This is a genomic window from Actinomadura rugatobispora (assembly GCF_042656285.1).
GTDB classification, from domain to species: Bacteria; Actinomycetota; Actinomycetes; order Streptosporangiales; family Streptosporangiaceae; genus Spirillospora; species Spirillospora rugatobispora.
The window spans coordinates 59,517-85,165 of record NZ_JBHSON010000020.1 but is presented as its reverse complement, the minus strand read 5'-3'; the positions used below and the strand labels follow the sequence as shown (position 1 = coordinate 85,165).

General features: G+C 71.1%; 22 protein-coding genes. 2 read left to right on the top strand and 20 right to left on the bottom strand.

The window, feature by feature from the left end; translation table 11 throughout:
• Positions 1-13 precede the first annotated feature (13 nt).
• From ACFPZN_RS16450 to ACFPZN_RS16435, 4 genes are all read right to left on the bottom strand, one after another.
• Positions 14-655, bottom strand: a complete 642-nt coding sequence (locus ACFPZN_RS16450; protein WP_378282836.1) for a TetR family transcriptional regulator — start codon at positions 653-655, stop codon at positions 14-16.
• 107 nt (positions 656-762) lie between these two features.
• Positions 763-1,179 carry a Zn-ribbon domain-containing OB-fold protein gene (locus tag ACFPZN_RS16445; RefSeq protein ID WP_378282835.1) on the bottom strand — a complete coding sequence of 139 codons (417 nt, stop codon included), beginning with the start codon at positions 1,177-1,179 and terminating at the stop codon, positions 763-765.
• The gene (locus tag ACFPZN_RS16440; RefSeq protein ID WP_378282834.1) at positions 1,176-2,351 is read right to left on the bottom strand and encodes a thiolase family protein; all 1,176 of its coding nucleotides are present in this window, start codon (positions 2,349-2,351) and stop codon (positions 1,176-1,178) included. The genes ACFPZN_RS16445 and ACFPZN_RS16440 overlap by 4 nt, the downstream gene beginning before the upstream one ends.
• A gap of 16 nt (positions 2,352-2,367) precedes the next feature.
• The gene (locus tag ACFPZN_RS16435; RefSeq protein ID WP_378282833.1) at positions 2,368-3,822 is read right to left on the bottom strand and encodes an aldehyde dehydrogenase; all 1,455 of its coding nucleotides are present in this window, start codon (positions 3,820-3,822) and stop codon (positions 2,368-2,370) included.
• Positions 3,823-4,033: 211 nt separating this feature from the next.
• Here ACFPZN_RS16435 and ACFPZN_RS16430 point away from each other — a divergent pair, with 211 nt between their 5' ends.
• Positions 4,034-5,440: an MFS transporter gene (locus tag ACFPZN_RS16430; RefSeq protein WP_378282832.1), complete on the top strand. Its 1,407-nt coding sequence runs from the start codon at positions 4,034-4,036 to the stop codon at positions 5,438-5,440.
• A 56-nt stretch (positions 5,441-5,496) separates the two neighbouring features.
• On the opposite strand, the gene ACFPZN_RS16425 is transcribed toward ACFPZN_RS16430, so the two are convergent.
• The 11 genes from ACFPZN_RS16425 to ACFPZN_RS16375 form a co-directional block, all read right to left on the bottom strand.
• Positions 5,497-6,225, bottom strand: coding sequence for an ABC transporter ATP-binding protein (locus ACFPZN_RS16425; protein WP_378282831.1), 729 nt, complete (start codon positions 6,223-6,225; stop codon positions 5,497-5,499).
• Positions 6,222-6,923 carry an ABC transporter ATP-binding protein gene (locus ACFPZN_RS16420; protein WP_378282830.1) on the bottom strand — a complete coding sequence of 234 codons (702 nt, stop codon included), beginning with the start codon at positions 6,921-6,923 and terminating at the stop codon, positions 6,222-6,224. Before ACFPZN_RS16420 ends, ACFPZN_RS16425 begins: the two co-directional genes overlap by 4 nt.
• Before the next feature lies 1 nt (position 6,924).
• Positions 6,925-8,910, bottom strand: a complete 1,986-nt coding sequence (locus ACFPZN_RS16415; protein ID WP_378282829.1) for an ABC transporter permease — start codon at positions 8,908-8,910, stop codon at positions 6,925-6,927.
• Positions 8,911-8,943: 33 nt separating this feature from the next.
• On the bottom strand, positions 8,944-10,026 hold the full coding sequence (locus ACFPZN_RS16410) for an ABC transporter substrate-binding protein (RefSeq protein WP_378282828.1): 1,083 nt from the start codon (positions 10,024-10,026) through the stop codon (positions 8,944-8,946).
• 262 nt (positions 10,027-10,288) lie between these two features.
• Complete coding sequence (locus tag ACFPZN_RS16405) at positions 10,289-11,137, bottom strand: glucose 1-dehydrogenase (RefSeq protein ID WP_378282827.1); 849 nt, start codon at positions 11,135-11,137, stop codon at positions 10,289-10,291.
• A 15-nt stretch (positions 11,138-11,152) separates the two neighbouring features.
• The gene (locus tag ACFPZN_RS16400; RefSeq protein ID WP_378282826.1) at positions 11,153-12,130 is read right to left on the bottom strand and encodes a DUF2889 domain-containing protein; all 978 of its coding nucleotides are present in this window, start codon (positions 12,128-12,130) and stop codon (positions 11,153-11,155) included.
• Positions 12,131-12,135: 5 nt separating this feature from the next.
• Positions 12,136-13,329, bottom strand: a complete 1,194-nt coding sequence (locus ACFPZN_RS16395; protein ID WP_378282825.1) for a thiolase family protein — start codon at positions 13,327-13,329, stop codon at positions 12,136-12,138.
• Positions 13,330-13,401: 72 nt separating this feature from the next.
• Positions 13,402-14,388 carry a PDR/VanB family oxidoreductase gene (locus ACFPZN_RS16390; protein WP_378282824.1) on the bottom strand — a complete coding sequence of 329 codons (987 nt, stop codon included), beginning with the start codon at positions 14,386-14,388 and terminating at the stop codon, positions 13,402-13,404.
• 114 nt (positions 14,389-14,502) lie between these two features.
• Positions 14,503-15,549, bottom strand: a complete 1,047-nt coding sequence (locus tag ACFPZN_RS16385) for an LLM class F420-dependent oxidoreductase (protein ID WP_378282823.1) — start codon at positions 15,547-15,549, stop codon at positions 14,503-14,505.
• Between the two features lie 30 nt (positions 15,550-15,579).
• Positions 15,580-16,419, bottom strand: a complete 840-nt coding sequence (locus ACFPZN_RS16380; protein ID WP_378282822.1) for an enoyl-CoA hydratase/isomerase family protein — start codon at positions 16,417-16,419, stop codon at positions 15,580-15,582.
• Positions 16,416-18,014 carry an AMP-binding protein gene (locus ACFPZN_RS16375; protein WP_378282821.1) on the bottom strand — a complete coding sequence of 533 codons (1,599 nt, stop codon included), beginning with the start codon at positions 18,012-18,014 and terminating at the stop codon, positions 16,416-16,418. The genes ACFPZN_RS16380 and ACFPZN_RS16375 overlap by 4 nt, the downstream gene beginning before the upstream one ends.
• Positions 18,015-18,224: 210 nt before the next feature.
• On the opposite strand from ACFPZN_RS16375, the gene ACFPZN_RS16370 reads away from it, so the two are divergent.
• Complete coding sequence (locus ACFPZN_RS16370) at positions 18,225-18,878, top strand: TetR family transcriptional regulator (protein WP_378282820.1); 654 nt, start codon at positions 18,225-18,227, stop codon at positions 18,876-18,878.
• A 40-nt stretch (positions 18,879-18,918) separates the two neighbouring features.
• Here ACFPZN_RS16370 and ACFPZN_RS16365 read toward each other — a convergent pair whose 3' ends face one another.
• The 5 genes from ACFPZN_RS16365 to ACFPZN_RS16345 form a co-directional block, all read right to left on the bottom strand.
• On the bottom strand, positions 18,919-20,451 hold the full coding sequence (locus tag ACFPZN_RS16365; protein WP_378282819.1) for a class I adenylate-forming enzyme family protein: 1,533 nt from the start codon (positions 20,449-20,451) through the stop codon (positions 18,919-18,921).
• Entirely contained in the window at positions 20,448-21,659 is a 1,212-nt protein-coding gene (locus tag ACFPZN_RS16360) for a CaiB/BaiF CoA transferase family protein (RefSeq protein ID WP_378282818.1), read from the bottom strand. Before ACFPZN_RS16360 ends, ACFPZN_RS16365 begins: the two co-directional genes overlap by 4 nt.
• A gap of 41 nt (positions 21,660-21,700) precedes the next feature.
• Positions 21,701-22,438, bottom strand: coding sequence for an SDR family oxidoreductase (locus ACFPZN_RS16355; protein WP_378282817.1), 738 nt, complete (start codon positions 22,436-22,438; stop codon positions 21,701-21,703).
• Positions 22,438-23,964: a class I adenylate-forming enzyme family protein gene (locus ACFPZN_RS16350; protein ID WP_378282816.1), complete on the bottom strand. Its 1,527-nt coding sequence runs from the start codon at positions 23,962-23,964 to the stop codon at positions 22,438-22,440. Before ACFPZN_RS16350 ends, ACFPZN_RS16355 begins: the two co-directional genes overlap by 1 nt.
• A 96-nt stretch (positions 23,965-24,060) precedes the next feature.
• Entirely contained in the window at positions 24,061-25,506 is a 1,446-nt protein-coding gene (locus ACFPZN_RS16345; protein WP_378282815.1) for an aldehyde dehydrogenase, read from the bottom strand.
• Between the last annotated feature and the right edge of the window lie 143 nt (positions 25,507-25,649).

Here is a 25,649-nt window from a genome sequence, read left to right as displayed (position 1 = left end):
ACCGGGCCGGGGGTCAGGAGACCGCGGCCCGGCGCTCCTCGGCCAGCAGCACGACCCCGCGAAGGAAGCTGCGGATCATCTCTTCGAACAGCTGGTTCGCGGTGAACTCGTTGGAGGCGAGAGCGCGCGCGAGGGTGGGCTGCCGCTCGTCGTCGACGTTCGGGAAGATCGCCCGGCGGGCCGCCGGAGTCCGGGCCGCCTCGGAGATCACCGCCCCCAGGACCACGGTGTCCATGCTGTCGAGGATCTGCACATGCACGTCGGCCGGCACACCGCTGTCGTGCAGGAAGCGGGCCGCGTCCTCGTAGAGGTCGGCGAGCATGTCCCTCGGCGGGAACTGCAGCAGCAGCGGAGCGGCGTTGCGATGGCGCAGGATCACCCGGCGCAGATTCAGGCTGAGCTGGACGAACCAGTCGATCCAGCGTTCGGGCGGCGGCTTCCTGGGCACCACGGTCTCCGACACGATGGTCGTGACCACCGCGCCGAGGATCTCCGACTTGTCCTCGAAGTGGTGGTAAAGCGAGGGGGCCCGGACGTTGAGGTGGCGGGCCAGGCGCGGCAGGCTCAGCGCGTCCAGGCCCTCGGTGTCGATGATCTCGATGGCCGCGGCCACCGCACCGGCACGGCGGATCAGCGGCTGACGCGGACGGGCCATGGCACCCGATCCTAGTTCACCCTCCTTGCACGCCCGGCCGCGTTGAGGTCTGAACGGCGGCACACCGCTGCATCTGCTCCCGATGTTCCAAGACGGTGCGACCGCCCTCAGGCCACCTCGAACACGGGCAGGGTCTCGCCGCCCTCCCCCTCGGCGCCCGACCGGACGAAACGCACGCGAACAGGCACCCCCGCCCGCAGCGCCGAGAGGTCGGCGGCCAGGAGCCGGACCATGAGCCACGGCCCCTCCTCCAGCTCCACGACGGCGCTGACGTAGGGAACCGCCTCGACGAGTACGGGCAGCGGCGCCCGGTGCACGACGGCCCAGGTGACGAGCGTGCCCCTGCCCGAGGCCGTGTACGGTTCGAGGTCGGCCGATCCGCTCGCCGGGTCCGTCCGGGCCTCGGGCCCCAGCACGGTCCCCGAGGCCGGGGCCCGCCGCACCAGCAGTTCGCCGCGCGCGGCGGCGTCGAAGAACGCCGCGCTGCCCCGATCGCGTTCGACCACCGGGAACGTCTCGCTCATGCCGCTCCTTCACGCCGGTGCGGGCTGAGCACCAACGTGGAGTGGTGCTCCAGAATGCCGCCGTTGCCGCTGACCAGCACGATGTCGTTGCGGGGCGCCTGCCGCGCGCCGCCGTCCCCACGGGCCTGGATGATCGCCTCGGACAGCGGCGTCATGCCCCACATGTAGTACCCGGACAGTTGCCCGCCGCCCGTGTTGCACGCGAGATCGCCGCCGGGCGCCAGCCTGCCGCCGCCCACGAAACGGCCGCCCTCCCCCTTGCCGCAGAAGCCGTAGTCCTCCAGCGTGACGAGCACGGTGTAGGTGTAGCAGTCGTACAACTCGGCCACGTCCACGTCGGCGACCCCGATGCCGGCCATCCGCATGGCCTGCGGCCCCGAGCGCGCCGCCGGGGTGACCACGCCCCAGTCCGACCCGGCGCTCATCCGCCGCGGCGCGTGCGCCTGCCCATGGCCCCACACGTGCACGGGCGGTCGGCGCAGGTCCGCCGCCCGGTCGGCGGCCGTGACCACGACGGCGATGGCGCCGTTGCTGACCAGGCAGCAGTCCAGCAGGTGCAGCGGTTCGGCGATCCACCGCGACGCCTGGTGGCCGGCGACGGTGAGGGGCCGGCGCAACTGCGCCAGCGGGTTGCCCGCGGCCCACGCCCGCTGCGCGACGGCGATCTCGGCGAGCTGCTCGGAGGTCGTCCCGTAGCGCTCCATATGCCGTCGCGCGCACATCGCGTACAGGATGTTCGGATTGGCGGCTCCCGAGGCGAGGGACCAGCCCGCCAGGCCGCGCAATGCCCGCGCGGCGGACGGTGCCCGCCACGACGCCCCCGCCGAGCGCTCCGGCTTCAACGGGGTGTCGGCGAAGACGCAGGCCACCGCGGTGGCGGAGCCGGCGGCGATGGCCTGGACCGCCTGGGCCACCATCACTCCCGCGGTGGCGCCGAACGCGTTGACCTGGCTCAGGATGCCCAGGTCGCCAAGGCCGAGCACGGCGGCCAGGGCGACTCCGACGTCCTGCTTGACGCCTGCGCTGACGAGCAGCCCGTCCACGTCGCCGAGTGCCAGACCGGCATCGGCGACGGCGAGCCGCACCGCCTCCGCGGCCAGATCCGTCGACGAGCGTCCATAGACCTTGCCGAGCTCGGTCATCCCGAGCCCGGCGATCGCCGCGTCGGTCATCGTCCCTCCTTGGCGCTCACGCGAACAGAGACTCCATGCCCTCGCCCAGGTTGACCGTCTTCAGCTCGTAGTAGGCCTGGACGGCCTCCGGGCCGGTGTCGCGACCGATGCCCGAGTTCTTCACTCCGCCGAAGGGCGCCTCGGTGTTGTAGGTGAACGAGTTGACGCTGAACGTCCCGGTACGGACCTTGCGGGCCACATCGGCGGCGCGTTCGGGGTCGCCGGTGAACACCGCGCCGTGCAGGCCGTACTCGGAGTCGTTGGCGATCGCGATCGCCTCCTCGACGGTGTCGTAGGCGAGCACCGAGGCCACCGGGCCGAAGATCTCCTCGCGGCAGACGCGCATCGAGTTGACGGTGCCGGCGAACACGGTCGGCTGCACGTAGTAGCCCCTGTCCAGCCCCTCGGGCACGCCTCCCCCGGTGGCGATCACGGCGCCCTCGGCCTTCCCGGCCTCGATGTATCCGAGCACCCGCTCCCGCTGCCGCGCGGAGACCAGCGGGCCCATCGTCGTGGCCGGGTCGAGCGGATCGCCCACCACGAACGACTCCGCGGTCGCCACCAGGGCTCCGACGACCTCGTCGTAGCGGCTCTTCGGCACGACCACGCGGCTGTAGGCCGCGCACACCTGGCCGGTGTTGAAGAACGACCCGACCGCCAGCCCCCGCATGGTGGTGGCGATGTCGGCGTCGTCGAGGACGATCGCCGCCGACTTGCCGCCCAGCTCGAGCTGGAGCCGCTTGAAGCTCCCGCCGCATTCCCGGCCGATCTCCCGGCCCGCCGCGGTGGACCCGGTGAAGCTGACCTTGTCGACCTCGGGATGGGCCACCAGCGCCCGCCCGGCGTCCCGGTCGCCGGTGATCAGGTTGAACGCGCCGGCGGGCATCCCCGCCTCGACGAACGCCTCGGCGATGTGGAAGGCGTCGAGCGGTGTCTCCGGTGCGGGCTTGTAGACCACGCTGCAGCCCGTCACCAGGGCCGGGACGATCTTCGCGATCGCCATGTTGAAGGGGCCGTTCCAGGGGGCGATCGACGCCACGACGCCCACCGGCTCCTTGACCACGGCGGCCGCTCCCGCCCGGGTCCGCCGGACCTCGCTGGTCGCGTCGCTCCGCGCGACGTCGAGGAAGTAGCGCCCGGTGTCCAGGGCCCCCGGGATCTGGACCGCGGCCGCGCTGACCGGCAGCCCCATCTCCAGGGTCACCAGCCGCCCGATCTCCCCGATCCGCGACTCCAGGATCCGCAGGGCGCGCTCGATGATCTCGGCCCGTTCGGCGACGGTCAGGCCGCGCCATGCCCCGGCCTCGAAGGCGCGCCGCGCGGCGCCGACGGCCGCGTCGACATCGTCCCCGCCGGCGTCCGGCACCACCCCGATGACCTCCTCGGTCGACGGGGACACCACGTGGGTCCTGGCGGCCGAGACCGGTTGGCGCCACTCACCGTCGATCAGGAGTCCCGCTCGAGTGATCATGCCCGGTTCCTTTCGCACTCAGCCGTCAGGGAAAGCGGTGCCGACGCGACCGGGGCCGCGCTCCCGCACCCGGCCCGGAGGGCGCCGCCCGATCCGGACCGACACCGTGTCAGCCTATAGGCATTAGATTACTCGGGTCCATAGCCCCGGCCGGACGGGGACGCGGTAGGCTACCTATCGCCATTAGGTTTAGATCGGAGTCTCCGACACAGTGGAAGCCACGGCCGATCGGCGTGCCCCCCTGACCCTGGTCCTGCTCTGCGCCGGCGGATTCCTGGTCTCGCTCCAGCAGACGCTCGCGATCCCGCTCATGGCCGACCTGCCGGACGAGCTGCACACCGCCCCCGGGAACACCACCTGGCTGATCGGCGCCGGCCTGCTGAGCGGCACGGTGTCCACGCCGGTGCTCACCAGGCTCGGGGACGTGTACGGGAAGCGGCGACTCATCCTGATCACGATCGGAGCCCTCGTCGTCGGGTCGTTGGTCGGCGGGCTGACCCACTCCTTCGCGGTCGTGATCGCCGCCCGAGCCGTCCAGGGGGCGGCGATCGCGCTACTGCCCCTTGGGCTGGCCGTCATGCGGGACGAACTGCCACCCGCCCGGCTCCCCCTCGGCACCGCGGCACTGTCCAGCACGCTCGCCATCGGAGCGGGCGCGGGACTTCCGCTGTCCGGGGCGCTGGTCGACGGGCCAGGCTGGCGGTGGATCTTCTGGATCCCGGCCATCGCGGGCACCGTCCTGTTGTGCGCGGTCGTCCTCGCCCTTCCCGAGTCCCCCGTCAGGGGTGGCGGCGGCGTCGACCCCTGGGGCGCCCTGCTCCTGTCCTCCGGCCTCTGCGCGGTGATTCTCGCCCTCTCCCACGGTTCGGCCTGGGGCTGGATCTCGATGGACACCGTGCTGCTGGGCGTCGGCGGGCTTGCGGTGCTCGCGTTCTTCGGCGTAGTCGAACTCAGGTCGCCCGCCCCGCTGGTCGACCTTCGCCTCGCCGCCCGGCCCCGGCTCGTCGCCGCACACGCGGTGTCGCTGCTGCTGGGCTTCGCCGCCTACGCCAACATGATGGTCACCCCCCAACTGCTCCAGCAACCGGCCGACACCGGCTACGGGCTCGGGCTGGATGCGGCCACGGCCGGCCTCTGGCTGGTTCCCATGGCGCTGTCGTTCGGCATCTTCGCGCCGGCGGCACCGGTGGTCGTCCGCCGTTGGGGCGCCGAGACGACGGTCGGCCTCGGGGCCATGGTGATGGCCGTCTCCTACGTCGGACGGGTCTATCTCAGCGATGGCCTCGCCCAGGTCGTCGCCGGTTCCGTGGCCGTGTCCCTCGGCACCGTCCTGACCTACGCGGCGCTTCCCATCGTGGTCATGAGCGACGTTCCCGCGTCCCAGAGCGCGGCCGCCAACGGCCTCAACCATCTCCTGCGCACCGTCGGCAGCGTCGTGAGCAGCGCGGCCACGGCCTCGGCCATCAGCGGGATGGTGATGGAGACCGCGCCCGGGGTCACGCTGCCGTCGTACGACGCGCAGGTGCTGATGTTCTGGCTGGCCGCTGGAGCGAGTCTCGTCTCGGTGGCCGTGCTGGCGTGGTCACGCCGGCACGCTCCCTCCGAGCCGACGGCCTGAAACACCCTTTGCCGGACGCTGCTTCGTCCGGCAAAGGGTGTGCCAGAGGCCGCGGTTCAGGCCGCGGGATCCTCCACGGTGCCCGCACCGCCCATGTACGACGACTCGATCTCGTGGCGCTTGGCGGTGAGCTCGGCGCGCGTACCCTCCATCGCCACCGAACCCTTGTGCAGGACGATCCCGCGATCGGCGACCTCCAGGGCGAGCGACAGATGCTGCTCGACCAGGAGCACGGCGACGCCGGACTCGTCGGCCAGGCCGCGGATCACCGAGGAGAGCCGTTGGCAGACGACCGGGGCCAGGCCCAGGCTCATCTCGTCCACGAGCAGGACCTTGGGCCGCAACGTGATCGCCCGTGCCAGCGCGAGCATCTGCTGCTCCCCTCCGGAGAGCAGTCCGGCGCGGCGTCCGATCAGCGGCTCGAGCTCGGGGAACAGATCCGTGACCATCGTGAGGTCGGCCTTGCGACGCGCGCCGGCCGCCGCGAGGTTCTCCCTCACCGTGAGACCGGTGAAAAGGGCCCGGTCCTCCGGCACCTGGATCAGTCCCGCCTTCGAGGCGGCGTGCGGCCTTCCCAGGCGAAGCGACGTGCCGTCGACCGACACCCGACCCGAGCGCGGCTTCACCAGACCGGAGACGGACAGCAGCGTCGTGGTCTTGCCCGCTCCGTTCCGCCCGAGGATGCTGACCACCTCCCCCGCGGCTGCGCTGAGGGAAAGGTTCTTCACCGCGAGGACGCGCCCGTAGCCTGCGGAGATGTCGTCCACTCTCAGCGTGGCCTTCATGCGGGCACTCCCAGGTAGGCGGTCCGCACGGCGTCGGACCCGCTGATGTCGGCGGCCGGTCCGGCGAAGATGACCTTGCCGAAGTCCAGGACGTAGACGCGGTCGCAGACCGAGAGGACCAGATCGACGTCGTGGTCGATCAGGAGCACGCCGGCACCGTCTCGGGCCAGGCCCCGGACCGGATCCGCCAGACCGAGCGACTCCTTGCTGTCCAGCCCAGCGGCGGGCTCGTCCAGCAGGACCAGCCGCGGATCGGACGCCAGCGCACGCGCCAGGCTCACCAGGCGTTGACGTCCGTGCGACAGGTCCTCGGGGAAACTGTCCTTCACCTCGTGCAGGCCGTAGCGGTCGAGAAGCCTGTGGACCCGCTCGTGGTGCTCGGAGCGCGCGCCGCGCCTCGACACCAGGAGGTTCTCCATCACCGAGAGGTCGTTGTAGAGCTCGAGCTGCTGGAAGGTGCGGATCACGCCGCGCCCCGCCCGCCTGTACGCCGGCTGGGGCGCGATGTCCACGCCGTCGAGGAGCACTTCGCCCCGGTGGGGAACGAATCCGGTGACCGCGTCGATGAAGGTGGTCTTGCCGGCGCCGTTGGGGCCGATCAGGCCGACCACCTCGCCCCGGTCGACGGCCAGATCGACGCCGTCAAGGGCCTTGACGCCTCCGAAGTGGACCGCGAGGTCCCTGGTCTGCAACAGCATGTCAGGCTCCGTCCGTGACGAACACGCGCTCTTCGAGATCCGGTTCGGCCGTCTCCGACCGGGAGGGCGACGCCTGGCGGAAGCGGGCTCTCGTCCGGAACACCATCCCGGCGACGCCCTCGGGGTTCGCGACCGCACCGAGCACCAGGCCGAGGGCGAGGATCAGCGTCTCGTAGTCACCGAGCCCGAACCACTGGTCGATGGCCGTGGACATCAGGCCACCGGAGAACATCACGCCGGCGACCAGCCCGCCCGAGACGCTGGAGACGCCACCGATGTACACCACGGCGAGCAGGCCCAGCGACGTGAACACGCTGAACGTCTCGAACGAGAGCTGGCCCTGCTGGTAACCCATCAGCGTGCCGCCCACCCCGGCCAGGAAGGAGGAGAGGGCGGCACCGATCAGCTTGATCCGCGCCGTGTTGAGCCCGGCCGCGGCGGCGGCGCGCTCCGAACTCCGGACGGCCAGCATCTGGCGCCCCAGGTCACTGCGGCGCAGCAGGGCGACGCCGAGGGCCGCGGCGACCGCGACCGCCAGCACGAGGTACCCGAACGCGGGCCGCGGAAAGTCGGTCGGCCCTCCGCGGATGCCCAGCGAGACGCCGAAGAGTTCCGGCTGCGGGACGGGTGACCCGGCGAGGCCGCCGGTGAATCTCGGATTCTTGAAGATGAACTCCTCGATCGCGACCGCGGCCGCGATCGTGACCACGGCGAGGTGCAGACCCCGGACCCGGATCGCCGGGATCGAGACCAGGACGCCGACCGCCGTGGCGACCAGAGCCGCCAGCAGCGGGGCGATCGGGAAGGGAATGCCCCACGCGTCCCCGAACTTGGACAGCGTGAAACCGGCTACACCCGCCAACGACATCTGGGCCAGCGAGATCTGGCCCACGAAGCCCGTGAGCACGACGAGAGAGAGGCAGACCACGACGGCCGTGAGGCTGGTGATCAGGCCGAGCCGCCAGGTGGGCGAGAAGACCTGCATGGCCACCGCGGCGACGGCGACGAGCAGCACGATCAGCCAGGGGCGGATCGGTCCCGACGCGGCCGGCGGCAGCTTCTCCTCGAGGGCGCCGCGTCCCGGCAGGCTCTTTCCGTAGAGCGCGAGCACGGCGATGATCACCAGGAAGGGCAGGCCCTGCTTGAGTCCGTTCTGCGGGAGCCATGTGTACTGCGTGGTGGCCTGCATCAAGCCCGACTGCACGACGCCGAGGGCGATGCCGCCGGCGACGACCGCGGAGATCGAGGACAGGCGCCCGATCAGCGCCGCCCCGAGCGCCGGCACGATGAGCAGCGTGTAGGTGCCGACCTCGAGCGACATGATGGGCGCGATGAGGACGCCGAGCGCCGTACCGCCGACGCCGGCGATGATCCAGTTGATGGCGGCCAGCCGCGTGGGACGCAGCCCCAGGAGGACGGCGCCCTTCTCGTTCTGCGACGCCCCCCTTGAGGCGATGCCGGTGCGGGTGTAGGTCAGGAACGCGTGGAGGACGACGGCCAGCAGGACGACGATGCCGGCGAGATAGAGGCGGTCGCGCGGCATGGTCGCGCCCGCCACGTCGATCGCGTCATTGGGGAGGATGGGGGCGATGGAGCGCGGGTCGGACCCGAAACGCACCAGGATCAGCGCCTGCACGGCGAGCATGACTCCCACCGAGACCACGGCCTTGGCCAGCGGTGGCGCCTGGTGCAGTGGCCGGAAGGCCAGCACGTAGACGACCAGCGTCAGCACCGCGGCATGCGCCAGCACGATCGCCATCGCGGGCCAGGCCCCGATCGGCCCGCCGAGCTGCAGCGAACCGATCGGGAAGACCAGCTTGCCCGTCTTCGTGAGATCTGCGAACTGGTAGACGCCGAAGAGAACGGTGGCACCGTAGCCGAAATTGATGACTCCGGAGGACCGGTACATCAGCACCAGGCCGAGCCCGAAGGCGGCGTAGACGGCACCGGTGCCGATGCCCAGCAGGGCGAACAACAGCAGATCCATGACAGATTCCTCGAGGTGGCGCGGAGTACGCGGTCAGGACCCGAGCCAGTCAGAGGTGACCTCGACCTGGCGTCCGTTCTTGATGGTGGTCACGCGAGTGCTCGCGTTGCAGATGCTCGGGTAGTCCTTGAGCGCCGACCCGTCGCAGACCCAGTCGCTGTCCATGAAGCCCTTGCCGCCGGCCGGATCCCTCAGGGTCCTGGTCACGCCGGCGGCGGTGGGGGTGGCTCCTGAACGACCGATGACGGCCGCGACCTCCATCGCGACGGCGAAGCCGTTGGCGTGCAGTGCGGTGAGATCCTTCTCGGCGATGCCGCCGAACCGGTGCATCGCCTCGATGTACTCCTTCACCTGCGGGTGGTTCTTGTGCGCCGCGGCGGGCAGCAGTTCCTGGACGAAGTGGACGCCCTCGGCGGCCGCCCCCATCGCGTCGAGCACGGCCGGGGACGAGCAGCCGGTGGTGAGCACCATGTTCGCCTTGACGCCGAGCGACTTGGCGGTCTGGACGATCTGGCCGCAGGCGGGCGCGACGAAGAGGACGGCGATCGCGTCCGGGGAGTTCCTGGCGGCCTGGGACACGGCTCCGGTGAAGTCCGTCGCGGTCGGGGACTCCTTGACCTGGGTCACGTCGGTGACCCCGCCGGCCCGCAGCTGCTTGATCAGGATGTCCGCGCCGGCCTGGCCCGACGGGGTGTCGTTCAGGATCAGGGAGACCTTCTTGACCCCCTTGCCGACCAGGAACTTCGCCTCACCCGTGAACTGCGCGGGCGACGAGCCGAGCAGCGCGAACGTGTTCTTCCCGTTGAAGTCGGTGCCCTGGATCGGGGCGGCGGTGATGTAGGGGATCCCGGCGGCCGTGACCACCTCGTAGGAGGACGGGCCGCTGAAGTTGATGCCGCTGACCACCGCGACGACCTTCTTCTGGACCATCTCGTTGGCGCACTTCTGCGCCGACTCGGGGGATCCGTCGACGGTGCACTTGATCAGCTCGATCGGATGGCCGCCCGCGCCCCCGAGGTCCTTGGAGACGTACTGGAAGGCCGACTCCGTCGACACCCGAAGCTCGGGGAACGAACCTGTGGCCGCCTGCTCCTGGTTGATGTATCCGACCTTCACCGGTGCACCGCTCGCAGGGTTCCTGCCCTCGACCTTGTCTCCGGTGGCCGCGGACTGACCGCAGGCGGAGAGGGCCAGGGCCGCCAGTCCCAGGACGAGGCCGAGTGCCGCCCGGGGTCGCTGTGGAGTTCGCATATCGATCCTTCGTGGTCGGGGGCCGGGGCGCGTGCCTCGCAGGCCTCCAGCACATCCGCCCGGACTCGGGCGGAAACCTAAAGCTAATAGGTGACCCGGATCACGTCAAGGATTTTATCTACGACCTTTAGGTGGAAGAGCTGGGCTCCAGGCCTTGGCGGACGGCGGCCTTGCGGGCGTGAACCTGGATCTCCTCGGGCCACGGGCGGCCCGCCGAGAGCCCGCCGTCGACGACGATCTCCTGGCCGGTGAGGAAGCGGGCCCCGTCGCCGGCCAGGAACACCACCGCGGACGCCAGGTCCTCGGGCTCCCCCGCGCGCGGGATGGGCTGGAAACCGGCGAGGCTCTCGCGCACGGCGGCGACGCTCGCGTCGAGGGCCTCACCTTCGAGCCGCGCGCCGTGGCCGACGATCCGCGTGGCGACGCCGCCTGGGATGACCGTGTTGACGGTGATGCCGTACGGAGCGAGCTCGACCGCGGCGCTCCTGGTCAGGCCGAGCAGCGCGGCCTTGGCGGCACCGTACTGGTGGGGCCCGTAGCCTGCCCGGATGCCGGCGACGCTACCGGTGTTGATGATGGATCCGCCGCCGGTGCGCCGCATCGCGCGGGAGGCGTGCTTGGTGCCGATGAACGCGCTGCGGGCGAGCAGGGCGAACGCGTCGTCCCAAGCCTGGGTGGCGGTGTCCTCGAGGAAGCTCCACACACCGACCCGGCCGGCGTTGTTGACCATCACGTCGAGGCGCCCGAAGGTCTCGACCGCGAGATCGATGGCCGCGACGATGTCGTCCTCGACCGTGACATCGACGGTGCGGAACACCGCCGCCTCGCCCAGCCTGCCCGCGAGCACCTGCCCGCGCTCCCGGTCGACGTCGGCGATGACGACCCGCGCGCCCTCCGCGACGAGCCGCTCGCAGACCCCCGCCCCGATGCCGCTCGCACCGCCGGTGACCACGGCCGCCTTACCGTCCAGTTGCATGCCGGTCCCTCTCGTTCAGGATCCAAGTGCCGCGGCCAGCGCGGGCACGTCCGCCAGCGCGCGTACGGCATCGTTCAGGTGGGTGCACCCTTCGACACCACGCAGCGTCCGCGGGACGAGGCCGCGCAGCTCCGTCAACGGCGTGCCCAGGAGTCGCCCGAGGTTGCCCACAGCCAGGGGGCACTCCGGGTATGGAAGAACCCTGGGAACCGCGTCGAGGGTCAACAGGGCGCCGGTGTCCCGGTCAGCGGTCGCCCGCACGCGGTACTCGTGCACCGCCACCCGGCCACCGGCCGGCTCGGACGCGCTGTCCTGGAACCAGGCGTCCACCTGGATCTCCTGCTCGAGCCGGATGTCGATGCGGCGCAACCGCCGCGTCGTCGGCACGTCGTGGTCGGGGAACTCGTGCCAGCCGAGCGGGTCGGCCGGGTCGGGCACGCGGCCGGCGTCCCGGGTCCGGTCGGCGGGCTCGTCCGGCCGGTGCGCGGTCGTGCCCTCGCCCCATCCCAGGCAGACACCGGGGGGCAGCTTCCTCGGGCCGAAACGCGCCCGCCACCGGTCGTCGGAGAGGAAGCGGGTCAGCGCGAAGGGGGCGATCAACGACGCACCGGCGAGGTCGTCCAGCAGCAGGTGGAGCGCCGTACCGGCCTCTCTCTCCTCCGGCACGACGTCTGCCAGGACGGCCCGCAGACCTCCCCCGCAGCGCGCCCCCACCAGCCGGCCCAGCCGCGGCACCCGCTCAGGCCCTTCGATCCTCTGGACGACCCGGGTGTCGGGGTCGACGCGGAGTGAGATCTGATCCTGATCACGGACCCGGGCGGAACCGTCGGGCGATGTCACCAGGTCGCGGGCGAATCCGTCGATCGTCAGGGCCGTCCCGAGTTCGCCGGGCCACTGCATGTGCAGGCTCGTCGTCCGCCGGACGCTTCCGGCGAGCCGAGGCGGGGCGGCACCGTCGGGCACGGCGTCCGGCCCCGCATTGGGCGACGGCATGGGGCTCACAGCGTCTGGATGACGGTGGCGTTGGCCATGCCGGCGCCCTCGCACATCGTCTGGAGGCCGTACTTCCCGCCGGTCTGCTCAAGATGGTTGACCAGCGTGGCGAGGAGCCTGGTCCCGGAGGCGCCGAGAGGGTGGCCCAGGGAGATCGCGCCACCGCGCGGGTTGAGTTTCGCGAGGTCGGCGCCGGTCTCGGCGGCCCATGCGAGGGGCACGGGGGCGAAGGCCTCGTTCACCTCGAAAGCGTCGATGTCGGCGATGGAGAGCCCGGCACGCTTGAGCACCGTCTCGGTCGCCGGGATCGGCCCGGTGAGCATGGAGATCGGGTCAGAGCCCACGACGCTGAACGCGTGGAAGCGAGCCCGCGGCTTCAGCCCCAGTTCCCTCGCCTTCTCGCCGCTTGTGATCAGCACGGCCGACGCACCGTCGGTGAGCGGCGAGGAGTTCCCGGGAGTGATCGACCAGGCGAGGCCCGGGAAGCGGGCGTCCATCTCCTCCGTACGGAAGGACGGCTGGAGACCGGCCAGTCCTTCGGCGGTCGTCGATGCACGCATCGTCTCGTCGACCGTGTGCGCGGTGCTCGTACCGTCCGCGGCGGTGACCGGGACGGGCACGATCTCGTTGGCGAACAGCCCGCCCTCGGTGGCGGCGACGGCCTTGGCGTGGGACTCGGCGGAGAACTCGTCGAGCCGGGCCCGGCTGAAACCCCACTTCCTGGTGATCAGCTCCGCCGAGATGCCCTGGCCGACCAGGCCCTCCGGGTAGCGGGCCGCGACCCTGAGACCGGCGGTGTCCCGGCCCATCGGGCTGGTGCCCATGGGAACGCGGCTCATCACCTCGACTCCGCACGCCACGACGACGTCCTGCGCACCGGCGATGACGGCCTGGGCGGCGAAGTGCGCGGCCTGCTGGCTGGAGCCGCACTGGCGGTCGATGGTGGTGGCCGGGACGCTCTCCGGCCAGCCCGCCGCGAGCACCGCGCTGCGACCGATGTTGAGAGCCTGCTCCGAAGCCTGGACCACACAGCCGGCGATGACGTCGTCGATGTTCTCGGGGTCGACGCCCGTTCGCTCGACCAGCCGGGCGAGCACCTCGGCCAGCAGGTCCACCGGGTGGGTGCCCGAGAGGGCTCCACCGGGTTTGCCCCTGCCGGAGGCGGTCCGGACGACGTCGATGATCACAGCGTCACGCATGGGATTCCTTGAGGTCGGGGGTCGACCGCCGTTCACGGCCGCGATGACCGGCTTGCTCTTCGGCGGGCGGGTTCACAGGTCGAGGACCAGGCGTCGAGACAGGCAGCGCGAGACGCAGGGGAACATCACGTCGTTCGCGGCCTTCTCCTCGCCGGTCAGCAGGGAGTCCCGATGGTCCGGGACACCCGCGATGACGCGGGTCTCGCACGTGCCGCAGGTGCCTTCCCGACACGAGAAGTCGATGTCGGCCCCGGCAGCGGTCAACGTGTCCAGCAGCGGGGTGCCGGCGTCCACCTGGAGCACCTGACCAGACCGCCGCAGTTCGACCTCGAAAGCGGTGTCGGCGGCGTCCGGATCCCGTTCAGGGGCGCTGAAGCGCTCGAGGTGCAGCCGCAACCGGGGGCGCTCGGCCACCGCCCCCTCGATCGCCCGCAGCAGCGGCTCGGGACCACAGCAGTAGACCGCGGTGTCAGCGGGAGCGGCGTCGAGGGCGGAATCGAGATCGAGCATCCCGAACTCGTCCTGCGGGCGGATCTCGACGGCGGCGGCGTCGAGTCCCTGAAGCCGGTCGACGAAGGCCATCGAGGAGCGGGTGCGCCCGCCGTACAGCAGGTGCCACGAGACGCCCTGGGCCCTTGCCGCTTCGATCATCGGGATGAGCGGGGTGATGCCGATGCCGCCGGCCACGAACAGGTACCCGGAAGCCGGCACCTGGGGGAAGTTGTTGCGCGGCCCGCGGACGCCGATCTCGTCACCGACCGCGAGCCGGTCGTGGACGTACCGGGATCCCCCACGCCCCGCCGGCTCGCGCAGGACCGCGACCTGGAGCCGGGTGCGGTCCGCGGGGTCGCCGCACAGCGAGTACTGCCGCACCAGGCCGTCGCCGAGGACGAGGTCGATGTGCGCACCCGGACGCCATTCGGGCAACTCCCGGTCGGCGACCAGCGTCAACTGGACCACGTCACTCGCCAGGAGTTCCTTCGCGGCAACGATCATGCGCGCTTCACGGCGGGCGTCCCCCGCGACCGCCGCCTGGGCGATGACATCTCCGGCCCTCACCGCGGGTCCCCCTTCCCCACTCCATAAACCTTATCCCATTAGATTAATGTAACCCGGACCGACGCTTCCAGAGCCCGTCAGGACACGTGATGACGACCACAGGAAAGAGAGGGATCAGCTGGCCGCGCCCACGTCGACCAGCCTGGCGAGGGTGGCCTGCCGGGGATTGCCACCCACGATCAAGGTGGTCAGGCACGTGTCCGCCCACCGCTTCGCGAAGTCGTCGACCAGCTTGTCCGCCGGGCCGACGAGTGCGACATCCTCGACCATCTCCAGAGGGATGGCGTCGACCGCCTCCTGCCTGCGCCCGGCCAGGTAGAGCTCCTGCAGCCTGCCGCAGACGTCCCCCCAGCCCATGCGCACGAAGACGTCGTTGTGGAAGTTGGCGCCCTTGGCGCCCATGCCGCCGGCGTACAGGGCGATGATCGGTTTGATCCGCGAGGCGGCGACCTCCACGTCGTCGTGCTCCACAGTCCAGACCACGCCGGCCACGTCGAAGGTCTCCTCGGTCCGCCGAGCCCCCTGGACGGCGAAGCCCTCGGCCAGGGCGGCCCGGTAGAACGCGTCGGACCTGGGTGAGAACCACAGCGGCAGCCACCCGTCGGCGATCTCGGCGGCGAGGGCGACGTTCTTCGGCCCCTCGGCGCCCAGATAGACCGGGATGTCGGTACGGAGCGGGTGCACGGTGGACTGCAGCGCCTTGCCGAGACCGGTGCCCGCATCGCCCGAATACGGCAGCCGGTACTGCCGCCCGGAGAACTCGACCGGCCCGTCGCGGGCCCACACCCGGCGCATGATGTCGACGTACTCGCGCGTGCGCTCGAGTGGACGCGGGAACGGCGCGCCGTACCAGCCCTCGACGACCTGCGGCCCCGACGCGCCCAGCCCGACGATCATCCGGCCGCCGCTGAGGTGGTCGACGGTCTGCGCGGCCATGGCCATGGCCGTGGGGGTGCGTGCGGAGATCTGGGCGACGGCGGTGCCGAGCTTGAGGCGCTCGGTCCGCGAGCCCCACCAGGCGAGCGGGGAGATCGCGTCGGATCCGTAGGCCTCGGCGGTCCACACGCTGTCGACGCCGACCTCCTCGGCCTCGGCCAGGCGGCGCTCGACGTTCTTCGGCGGTCCCGCACTCCAGTACCCGACGGAAAGACCGATCTTCACTGTGCTCCTTTCGATCCCCGAGGGAATCGGTCACCTGTTGAGGTACTCGGCCGGGCGCTTCTCGAGGAAGGAGCTGACCGCCTCACGGTGGTCCTTGGTGAGCGAGCAGAGGATCTGCGTGCGGTTCTCGAGGTCGATCCCGGCGCGCAGGCTCGGGATCTCGAGGTTCGACCACAGCACCTCCTTCGTCATCCACACCCCCATGGGGCTGTTGGAGACGATCAGCTCGGCCTTCTCGATGGCGGCGGCGAGCAGGTCCTGCGGCTCGTGGACGCTGGAGGCGAGGCCGATCTCGAGGGCCTCCCGGGCATCGATGTCGCGTCCTGTCAGCAGGATCTCCGAAGCGCGGGAGAAGCCCACGATCCTGGGCAGCAGCCAGCTCGCGCCGATGTCGCACGCCGAGAGGCCCCGCTTGATGAAGGCCGCGTGCAGCTTGGCGTCTTTCGCCATCATCCGGATGTCGGCGAAGAGCGAGAGGGACATCCCCCCGCCGGCGGCCGCGCCGTTGATGGCCGCGATGACCGGCGCGCGAGCCCCGCGGAACGCCTCGTGCAGGTCCGCGATGTGCTTCTGCACGCGCAGCCCCGCCTGCGGGCGTCCCTCGACGCCGCGGTTGCCGGGGGCCTGGCCGTAGCCGCGCAGGTCGAGCCCGGCGCAGAACGCCGAGCCGTTGCCGGTCAGGATGATCGCGCGGACCCCGGCGTCGTCGCGCACCTCGTGGAGAATGTCACGCAGTCGCTGGATGAGGTCCGCGGTCATCGCGTTCAGCTGATCGGGCCGGTTCAGCCTGATCAGAAGTACGCCGGGGCGCACCTCCTCGGTGGTCACGACGTCCCGCACCTCGATCGGCGCACCGGCGGTGACGGTCATGCGTTGCTCCATTTCTTCTCGGCGAGCGCGGTGAGCGAGCGGTGGTCGAGCTTCCCGTTGGCGCCGCGCCCGACGGTGTCGACGAAACCGATCTCGCGCGGGACCTTGTAACCGGCCAGCAGGGACCGGGCGTGGGTCAGGAGATCTTCGAGCGGGGGCTCCTCACCGCTGGCCTCGACCAGGGCGACGACCTTCTTTCCGAGGCGGTCGTCGGGTACGCCGACCACGGCGGCGTCGGCGATGGCGGGGTGCTTCTTGAGCACTTCCTCGACCTCCTCGGCGAACACCTTCTCGCCGCCGGTGTTGATCACGCTCGAACCGCGGCCGAGCAGGCGGATGCTGCCGTCCGCTTCGAGCCGGGCCAGGTCACCGGGGACGGACCAGCGGCGGCCCGCCGCCTCGATGAAGGTCCGGGCGGACTTCTCGGGGTCGTTGAGGTAGCCGACCGGGATCCAGCCGGTCACCGCGAGCCGTCCGGTCCGGCCGTCGCCCGGCCGGGCCAGCGTGCCGTCATCGAGCAGGATCGCGGCCCGGTCGGACGGGCGGAACGACGCGGTGTCCGCGACGGCCCCCGCCGTCGACACGGTCGAGGCGACCGCGGACGCCTCCGACGAGCCGAGCCCGTCGAGGAGGCGCGCTCGCGGGAGGTGGACCAGCAGTCCGGCCTTGACCTCGCTGCTCCACATGACGCCCGACGAGAAGACGAACGTCAGGCTGGAGAGGTCCCAGCGTCCGGGCTCGGCGTCGAGCGCGGCCAGGAGCGGCCGGGCGAACGCGTCGCCGACGATCGCCAGCGATCTGACCCGCTCGCGTTCGACGGTGTCGAGCAACTCCTCCGCCGAGAGGCTCTCACCGGGCAGGGTGACCACCGTCGCGCCCGCGCTCAATGCGGCGATCGCGTAGAACAGCCCGGCCCCGTGCATGAGCGGACTCGCGGTGAGTGCGCGCACTTCGCGGCTCTTCTCCCGCAGATGGGACTCGATCGCCGCGGTGTCGCCGTGGTCGGGCAGGGGGGAGGCGTTCTGCGAGTTGAGCAGGGAAAGGATGTCCGCTTGGCGCCACATCACGCCCTTGGGGTGTCCCGTCGTCCCCCCCGTGTAGATGAGGATCAGGGAGTCGGCGCTCCCCCCGCCGTGCGGGCGGGGCGAGGCGGCCAGGGCGGCGGAGTAGGGCGTGATCCAGTCGGGTGCGCCCTTCCCGCCGACCTCGATCCAGGCGCGCACGCTCGGCACCCGCTCGCGGACCCTGACGACGCGGTCGCGGAACTCCGCCGCGAAGACGACCGCCTTCACCTCCGCGTCGGTCCAGATCTGGACCAACTCGTCGTCGACGTACCGGAAATTGGTGTTCATCGGCGCGAGCGCGGCCTTGCTCGCGGCGTAGAAGGCTTCGATGTACTCGGGACCGTTGCGCAGATACTCCGCGACGACGTCGCCGGCGCGAAGGCCGGCGGCGTCGAGGGCGCCGGCGAGCGCGGAGGCGTTGGCGTCGAGCTCGGACCACGTGGTGCGCCGGTCGCCGTGCACCAGGGCGACCCGGTCGGGGAGAACGCGTGAGACCGCCTCGAAGACGCCGGCGAAGTCCCAGTCGGCCATGGAGCCCCTTTCAGGAGTGACGCAGTCGCGCCCTGGACGGCACCAGGGGAAATTATCCTAATGACGATAGATTAAAGAAGCAAGGGCCCCGGGCGCTCCGCTACGATGGAGCCGCCCCACCTGCGACGCGCGCCGCCCGCCGAAAATATAAGCGTTAGATAAAACAAGCGGTAACATCGCACCCAACGAGTTCGTCATCAGGAGATCGCAATGGCCCGGCCCCGGCAGCCACTGATCAGTCGCAGCGCCGCTGTCGCGGCGGCACTGCGCATCATCGACACCGAGGGGCTCGACGCGCTCTCGCTGCCGCGCCTGGCGCGCGACATGAAAGTGAGCGCGCCCTCGCTGTACCACCACTTCGAGGACAAGTCGGCGATCCTCGCGGCCGTCTCCCGCTCGATCGTCTCCGAGGTCAAGGTCCCCCGGAAGCCGGCGCCGGAGAACTGGCCGGAGTGGTTCGTCCAGATGAGCCTCAACTTCCGCACCGTCGTGCTCCGGCACCGCAACGCGGCCCCCTTGCTGCTGCAGTACCGCCCCCGGCTGCAGCTGACCGGCTACGACGACGCCGCCGAGTTCCTGACCGAGAGCGGTGTGCCGGCGCACCTGCACGTCCAGATCCTCGACGGCATGGAGACGATCACCTTGGGCGCCTCCCTCACCGAGGCGATGAAGGCGACGACGTCGCGCAAGCCGTCGTTCCCTCACCTCGATCCCGAGCGCCAGCCGCGACTGGCCGCCGCCGTCGCCGCCAACACGTTCACCCAGAAGCGGGTCTTCGAGAACATGATCCGCAGCTTCCTCCACGGCGTCGTCCAGCTGGACGCCGATCCGGCCAAGGGCAGCGCAACCCTCACCAGCGCCTGAGGTCGGACGCGCCGGGCGTCGTTCGCGTACCGCTCGTCCGTCATCGCTTGAGCGTGATGGCGTGCTCGGGGACGGCGGCGAACCGCTCTCGCAGCACCACTTTCGCCAGCTTGCCCGAGAACGTGCGCGGCAACGGCCCATCGTTCACGACCGCGTAGCGGGGCTGTTTGAAGCCCGCCAGCCGCGTCTGGGACACCGTCGCCAGCCGGGACGCCACCTCCGTCGGGTCGCCGTCGCAACCGAACACGACCAGCGGAACCTCGCCCCATGACTCGTCGGGCACGCCGATCACGGCGAGTTCGAGCACCCCGTCCACGCCGGCGAGCGCCCGCTCGATCTCGGCCGGGTAGACGTTGAGTCCCCCCGAGATCAGCATGTCCTTGCTCCGGTCGACCAGCTTGAGGAAGCCGTCCTCGTCCTGGAGTCCGACATCGCCGGTGCGCAGCCAGCCGTCGACGACGGTCTCCGCGGTGGCCCCGGGCCGCCGCCAGTAGCCCTTCATCACGTGCGGGCCCTTGATCAGGATCTCGCCCACCTCGCCGGGGGCCGCGAAGCCGCCCTCGGCCGCGGCGATGCGGATGTCGGTCCCGACCAGCGGCAGACCGGAGAAGCCCGGGCGGCTGACCGCGTCCTCGTAGCGCATCGAGGACGCCAGACCGGACGCCTCGGTCAGGCCGTAGACCTGCGTCAGCGGGATCCCACGCGAGCGGAACGCCTCGAGCAGATCCAACCGGACCGGTGCGCCGCCGGCGCCCGCGAAGGTGAAGTCCGCCAGCCTGGCCTTGCCGAACTTCGGCAGCATCGCCATCCGCTCCCAGATGACCGGCACCATCGTGGTGGCCGTGATCCGGTGGTCCTCGAGGATGTCGAGAGCGCGTTCGGCGTCGAAGTCCTGGAGCAGCACCATGGTCGAGCCCGGGTAGACCACGAACTGCATGAAGACCGAGATCCCCGACCCGGTGTAGACCAGCGGCGCGATGGCGAGGACCCGGTCCCTGCCGGTCAGGCCGTGCGCGACCGCCGCGGCCTGACCGACCGAGAGGATGCCGGCGTGCGTGAGCAGGGCGCCCTTCTGGACACCGGTGGTGCCGGAGGTGTAGCAGATGAACGCCGGATCGGTGTCCCCGATGTCGGCGAGCGGCACGGGACCGTCCTCGACCAGCAGGTCCGAGTACGGCGGCACGTCACTGCCGCCCAGCGCGAAGATCTCGAACTCGACGGTCCGCCGGGCCTCTTCGAGGAGGCCGGCCAGGTCGCCGTCGGCGATGACGACCTTCGGGGCGGCGTCCTCGAGCAGCGGCGCGAGCTCGTTGCCCCGGAGCCGGAAGTTGAGCGGGACGCAGATCGCGCCCAGCTTCACGGTCGCCAGCATCAGGGCGGCGACCTCGGGCTTGTTGGTCATCAGGATGCCGACGCGGTCGCCCCGCCGTACGTCCCTGCCGGCCAGGCCGCGCGCCAACGCGTCCGAGACCGCGTCGAGCTCACCCCAGGTCATGGCGGTGTCGTTGAAGATGATCGCGTCGCGGTCAGGGCGGGTGCGGCCCCAGTACCGGACGAGTTGGTTGATGTTCATGAGCCGTCCTGGGGCGAAGGGTCGGGAAGGATCGAGGGGGCGAGTTCCGCCAGGACCGCCTCGGTATCGGCACCGAGCGCGGGGGCCTGCTCCGGCGAGAAGGTCTCCCCCGCCACCCGCACCGCGGAGGCGGCCAGTTCCAGCTCCCCGTGGTCGGTGACGAGCCGGTAGGTGTTCGCACGGGAGGTGAAGTGCGGATCACGGACGAGTTCGTCGACCGTGTTGACGGGTCCACCGGCGATGTCGTGGTCGAGGAAGAAGCGGATCCACTCGGCGCGGGTCCGCCCGGCGAAGATCTTCTTCAGTTCCCGCCAGACGTGCTCGGCGCGATCGGCCGATCCCCCGTCCACGGTGGCGAGGTCGTGGCCGAGCAGGTCCTCGCGTCCCACGCCGGCGCAGAAGCTCCGCCAGAACTTCTCGACGTGCGCGCCGAAGATCATGGCTCCTCCGTCGCTCGTCCGGTAGGCCTCCAGGCGGGGCCAGTCGGGCAGGCGCCCGTCGGGCAGCCATCCGTCGCGCAGCACGGTCCGGTCCCGGTTCAGGGCGGCGTCGATCTCGTCGGGGATCCAGCCGGCCGCGACATCGACCCCGGACACCTCGATCCGCTTGCCGGCGCCGGTGCGCCGCGCGTCGAGGATGGCCGCGAGCACGCCCATGGCGCCGTACGCGCCGAGCGCGTACATGGCGATGCTCGGGTGGGTCGACCCGGCCACGCCCTCCTTGGGCGGCTCTTCGGGCAGGTCCACCTTGCGGAGTCCGGCGTACCCGTCGAACACGGGGCCGCCCGAGCCCAGCCGGCTGTAGGGCCCGTCGGAGCCGAGGCCGGAGATGCCGCAGAAGACCAGCGAGGGCTTCAGCTCGGCGAGCACGTCGGGTCCCAGGCCGAGCCGGGCCAGGTATCCCGAGCGGGTGCCCTCGATGACCACGTCGGACTGCTCGGCGAGGGCGAGGAAGGACCGCTTGCCCTCCTCGCCGCGCAGGTCCAGGGCGACGCTTCGCTTGCCGCGGTTCCAGCGCAGGTGCATGAAGGCCGGCCCGCCGGGAGTGCCCACCGCGGCCGCGCCGCCTGTGCGCACTCCGTCTCCGGGACCCGACTCGACCTTGATCACGTCGGCGCCCAGATCGGCCAGATGCCCGCCGACGGAAGACGGCGCGAGTTGTGCGACCTCCAGGACGCGAATCCCGTTGAGCAACGAGTAGCCCGGCATGGGTGCCCTTCCAGTTCGGAGTGAGAAGTCGGGGGCGGACCTCAGCGGACCGGGCCGCCGAGCCAGACGCCGAGCTCTTCGCCGGACACGTAGGCCGCCTGATCGCTCACCAGGAAGGCCACGGCGTCGGCGATGGCGGCCGCGGGGATCTCCGGCCAGGTCTCGTGCATGATGTCGCTGCTTCCGCCGCCGGCGTCCCGGACCATGTCGGTGTCGACGAAACCCGGGACGATCGTGTTCGCGGTGATGCCCCGGCGGGCGACCTCCTTGGCGAGCACCTTGGTCATCGCCACGATCCCGGCCTTGGCCGCGGCGTACGCCGTCATGGTCGGGGCGATGGATCGGCCGCCGCTGGGGCTGCCGAAGAAGATCACCCGTCCCCAGCCGGCGGCGTACATGCCGGGGAGGGCCGCGTGGGTGCAGTAGTAGGCGCCGTGCAGGTTCACGCCCAGCACGCGGTCCCACGCCCTGGGCCCGAGGGAGCGCGCCGAGGCGTTCTCATTGATTCCGGCGTTGTTGACCAGCACGGTCGGCGCGCCCAGCAGCTCGGTCGTGGCGGCGACCAGGCCGGCCGCCTCCTCGGCGACACTGATGTCGGCGCGCACGGCGACCGCGCGCCCTCCGCGGGCCTCGATCTCCTTGACCACGGCCTGTGCGCCGTCGGCGCTGCGCGAGTAGTTCACCGCGACGGCGAACCCCTCCTCGGCCAGGCGCCGGGAGACCGCCCCACCGATGCCCCGCCCGCCCCCGGTGACCAGGGCGACCTTGTCGATCGGCATCAGCGCACCTTCGCGGTCGTCTGGGGGATGGCGGCGTACTCCTGGCGCAGGGCGCGCTTGGCGATCTTGCCGCTGGCCATCCGGGGCAGGTCGCCGTCGACGAAGACGACGTAGCGCGGGACCTTGTAGTCCGCGAGCCGCTCGTCGCACCACGCGATGACGTCGGCGGCGTCGAGCGGCGCCTCCGCGCCGATCAGGGCGGCCGGCGTCTCGCCGAACTTGGCGTCGGGGACGCTGATGACCGCGACCTCCCTGACGCCCGGAAGGGCCTGGATGACCTGCTCGATCTCCAGGGGGGCGATGTTGAGGCCGCCGGAGATGATCATGTCCTTGGCGCGGTCGACGTAGGTGAGGTAGCCCCGCTCGTCCAGCTTTCCGATGTCTCCGGTGTGCAGCCAGCCGGCGACGATGGCGGAGCGGGTCGCCTCCTCGTTGCGCCAGTAGCCCGGCATCATGCCCGGCCCCCGCAGGAGGATCTCCCCCTGCTCGTTCGGCGGGAGGTCGTTGCCCGCGGAATCGACCACGCGGATCTTGGTGAAGATGCCGCCGAAGCCGCACTTCTCCGGATGCAGGTGAGCCTCGGCACGCGGCGTGACCGTCGCCGAGCCGCCGATCTCGGTCTGGCCGTAGATCTGCCGCAGCGCGACGCCCTTCTTCAACCAGGCCTTGAGCAGGTCGGCCGGCACTCGGGCGCCGCCGCAGTGCGCCGTGGTGAGCGACGAGAGGTCGGCCTCGTCGAAGCCGTCGACGCGGGAGATCTGCTCGAAGAGGATCGGCGGGCCGGTGAGGGTGGTGACCTTGTGGGCGGCCATCACCTCGAGCGCACGGTCGGGCACGAAGCGCGGCTGGAGGAAGAGGGTTCCTCCGTGCAACGTGACCCGGGAGATGCCCCAGATGATGCCGGCGGCCGTGAACAGGGGAAGGACCAGGAGGGTCCGCAGCCCCTGCGGCCGGATCGGCTCGATCAGGTGCCACTCGTGCATCTCACCGGCGATGGTGGCGTGGGTGAAGATGACGCCCTTGGGCTTGCCGGTGGTCCCGCTGGTGTAGACGATGGCGGTCGGATCCCGCGGGTCCACGGCGCGGTTCGGGATCGCCGCGTGCGCGCCGCCGCGCAGCGGCCGGACATCGCCCTGAAGGGTCTTGAGCCGGAACTTCGCGCCGGCGTCCTGGACCTCCCGAACGCGCTCCTCGATCGCGCCCTCGTCGGCGAAGACGACCGCCGGCTCGCAGTCCTCGATCAAGTCGGCGAGCTCACGCGCCACCATCCGGTTGTTGAACGGGGCCACGATCGCACCGACCTTGAAGCCGGCGAGCGCGGCGACGCACCACTCAAGGGAATTGACCCCGGCGATCGAGACGCGGTCCCCGGCCTGGACGCCGTCGGCCGCCAGGCCGGCGGCGACACCATCGGCCCACGTGTCGAGCTGGGCATAGGTCACCCGATCACCGTCGAAGTCGATGGCGACGAAGTCGGGGGTGCTGCGCGCCCACCAGGACAGGGCGTCGACGACGGTGCCGCTCATGTTTCCTCCTCCACTTCGCGTCCCGTTAAACTAATACCTCTAGGTTATTCGGACAAGACCCGGGTTTCCTCTGCGAGGCCGGCGGGCCGGAGAGGTTCAGGAGGCCGCGGAAGCGGCGAGGTAGATGGACTTGTGCACCAGGTACGGCCCGAGGCCCTCGGGTCCGAGCTCGCGCCCCAGGCCGCTGCCCTTCACGCCGCCGAAGGGCGCGTCGAGGTCCAACTCGTAGTGGTTCACCCCGAAGGATCCGGTCTGGATCCTTCGACCGATCTCGATGCCCCGCTCCTCATCGGCGGTCCAGACGCTGCCGCCCAGGCCGTAGTCCGAGTCGTTGGCGATCGCGATCGCCTCGTCGATCGTGCCGTACGGAACGACCGCGAGCACCGGACCGAAGATCTCCTCCCGGGCGATCACATCGCCGTTGTCCACGTCCGCGAACACGGTCGGCTCCACGAACCAGCCCTCCGCGAGGCCGGCGGGGACACCGCCACCGACCGTGAGGCGCGCGTCGCTCGCCTTGCCGATCCCGATGTAGTCGAGCACCCGCCGCCGCTGCGCCCGGCTGACCATCGGCCCGATCTGGGTGCCCCGGTCGAGCGGATTCCCGACCCGGTAGCCGCGCACCGTCTCGGTGATCGCGTCCACCACCTCGCCGTACCGCGTGCGGGGCGCCAGGATCCGGGTGCCGGCGTGGCACGTCTGACCGTTGTTCGGGAGGGAGACGTCGAGCAGCCGTGCGGTGAAGAGGTCGAGGTCGGCGTCGTCGGCCACCAGCGAGACGGACTTGCCGCCGAGTTCCAGCGTGACCGGGCGGAGCAGGCGCCCGCTGATCTCGCCGATGGCGCGTCCGGCACCCGTCGAGCCGGTGAACGCCACCTTGTCCACACCCGGGTGCCGGACCAGGTGGGCGCCCGCCTCACGCCCGCCCGGCACCACGTTGACGACACCGGCGGGCAGACCCGCCGCCACGGCCGCATCGGCGAACGCGTAGGCATCGAGCGCCGTCTCCGGGGACGGCTTGAGCACGACCGTGCACCCGGCCGCCAGGGCAGGCGCCAGCTTCATCGCGGCAAGCGGCTGCGGGTAGTTCCACGGCGTGATGGCGGCGACCACACCCACGGGCTCGCGCCGCACGATGGTCCGTCCGCCCGCGGCGCTGGGCCGGCTCTCCTCGAGGCCGAGGCCGCGGATCAGCTTGGCGTAGTAGCGCACCATGAACGCCGGGCCGTAGCCGTTGACCGACTTCGACATCTTGATCGGCATACCGTTCTCACGGGTCACCGTCTCAGCCGTCTCCCGGCCTCTCGCCTGGAGCTCATCGGCGAACCTGTCGAGCAGGTCGGCGCGCCCGGGGTTGCCGAGCTCACCCCAGGGTCCGGCCAGCGCACGACGGGCGGCGCCGACCGCCGCGTCGATGTCGGCCGCGCCCGCCATCGCGGCCTCGGCCAGGGGCCGTCCCGTGGCGGCCTCCACCACCTGGTGCGCGCCGCCGTCGAGCGAGGCGGTCCAGGCGCCATCGATGAAGAATTCCTTGCGATCCATGTCCCAGTCCTCGGTTGCTGACAGATCGAAGCCATGGCGCCGCGAGCTCAGGGCCCGGCCTCGCGCGGAACCCAGAAGGAACGCGGCCCGATCAGGTCGTCAGGTGTTTCGTGGACGGTGTCGCCGATCCAGCGACCCCTTCC

Excerpts from the sequence above, each read along its gene's own strand:
- ACFPZN_RS16370 (WP_378282820.1), top strand. The coding sequence starts at position 18,225 with ATGGCCCGGCCCCGGCAGCCACTGATCAGTCGCAGCGCCGCTGTCGCG.
- ACFPZN_RS16450 (WP_378282836.1), bottom strand. The coding sequence starts at position 655 with ATGGCCCGTCCGCGTCAGCCGCTGATCCGCCGTGCCGGTGCGGTGGCC.
- ACFPZN_RS16445 (WP_378282835.1), bottom strand. The coding sequence starts at position 1,179 with ATGAGCGAGACGTTCCCGGTGGTCGAACGCGATCGGGGCAGCGCGGCG.
- ACFPZN_RS16440 (WP_378282834.1), bottom strand. The coding sequence starts at position 2,351 with ATGACCGACGCGGCGATCGCCGGGCTCGGGATGACCGAGCTCGGCAAG.
- ACFPZN_RS16365 (WP_378282819.1), bottom strand. The coding sequence starts at position 20,451 with ATGAACATCAACCAACTCGTCCGGTACTGGGGCCGCACCCGCCCTGAC.
- ACFPZN_RS16425 (WP_378282831.1), bottom strand. The coding sequence starts at position 6,225 with ATGAAGGCCACGCTGAGAGTGGACGACATCTCCGCAGGCTACGGGCGC.
- ACFPZN_RS16345 (WP_378282815.1), bottom strand. The coding sequence starts at position 25,506 with ATGGATCGCAAGGAATTCTTCATCGATGGCGCCTGGACCGCCTCGCTC.
- ACFPZN_RS16420 (WP_378282830.1), bottom strand. The coding sequence starts at position 6,923 with ATGCTGTTGCAGACCAGGGACCTCGCGGTCCACTTCGGAGGCGTCAAG.
- ACFPZN_RS16350 (WP_378282816.1), bottom strand. The coding sequence starts at position 23,964 with ATGAGCGGCACCGTCGTCGACGCCCTGTCCTGGTGGGCGCGCAGCACC.
- ACFPZN_RS16360 (WP_378282818.1), bottom strand. The coding sequence starts at position 21,659 with ATGCCGGGCTACTCGTTGCTCAACGGGATTCGCGTCCTGGAGGTCGCA.
- ACFPZN_RS16405 (WP_378282827.1), bottom strand. The coding sequence starts at position 11,137 with ATGCAACTGGACGGTAAGGCGGCCGTGGTCACCGGCGGTGCGAGCGGC.
- ACFPZN_RS16355 (WP_378282817.1), bottom strand. The coding sequence starts at position 22,438 with ATGCCGATCGACAAGGTCGCCCTGGTCACCGGGGGCGGGCGGGGCATC.
- ACFPZN_RS16400 (WP_378282826.1), bottom strand. The coding sequence starts at position 12,130 with ATGCCGTCGCCCAATGCGGGGCCGGACGCCGTGCCCGACGGTGCCGCC.
- ACFPZN_RS16375 (WP_378282821.1), bottom strand. The coding sequence starts at position 18,014 with ATGGCCGACTGGGACTTCGCCGGCGTCTTCGAGGCGGTCTCACGCGTT.
- ACFPZN_RS16435 (WP_378282833.1), bottom strand. The coding sequence starts at position 3,822 with ATGATCACTCGAGCGGGACTCCTGATCGACGGTGAGTGGCGCCAACCG.
- ACFPZN_RS16380 (WP_378282822.1), bottom strand. The coding sequence starts at position 16,419 with ATGACCGTCACCGCCGGTGCGCCGATCGAGGTGCGGGACGTCGTGACC.
- ACFPZN_RS16395 (WP_378282825.1), bottom strand. The coding sequence starts at position 13,329 with ATGCGTGACGCTGTGATCATCGACGTCGTCCGGACCGCCTCCGGCAGG.
- ACFPZN_RS16415 (WP_378282829.1), bottom strand. The coding sequence starts at position 8,910 with ATGGATCTGCTGTTGTTCGCCCTGCTGGGCATCGGCACCGGTGCCGTC.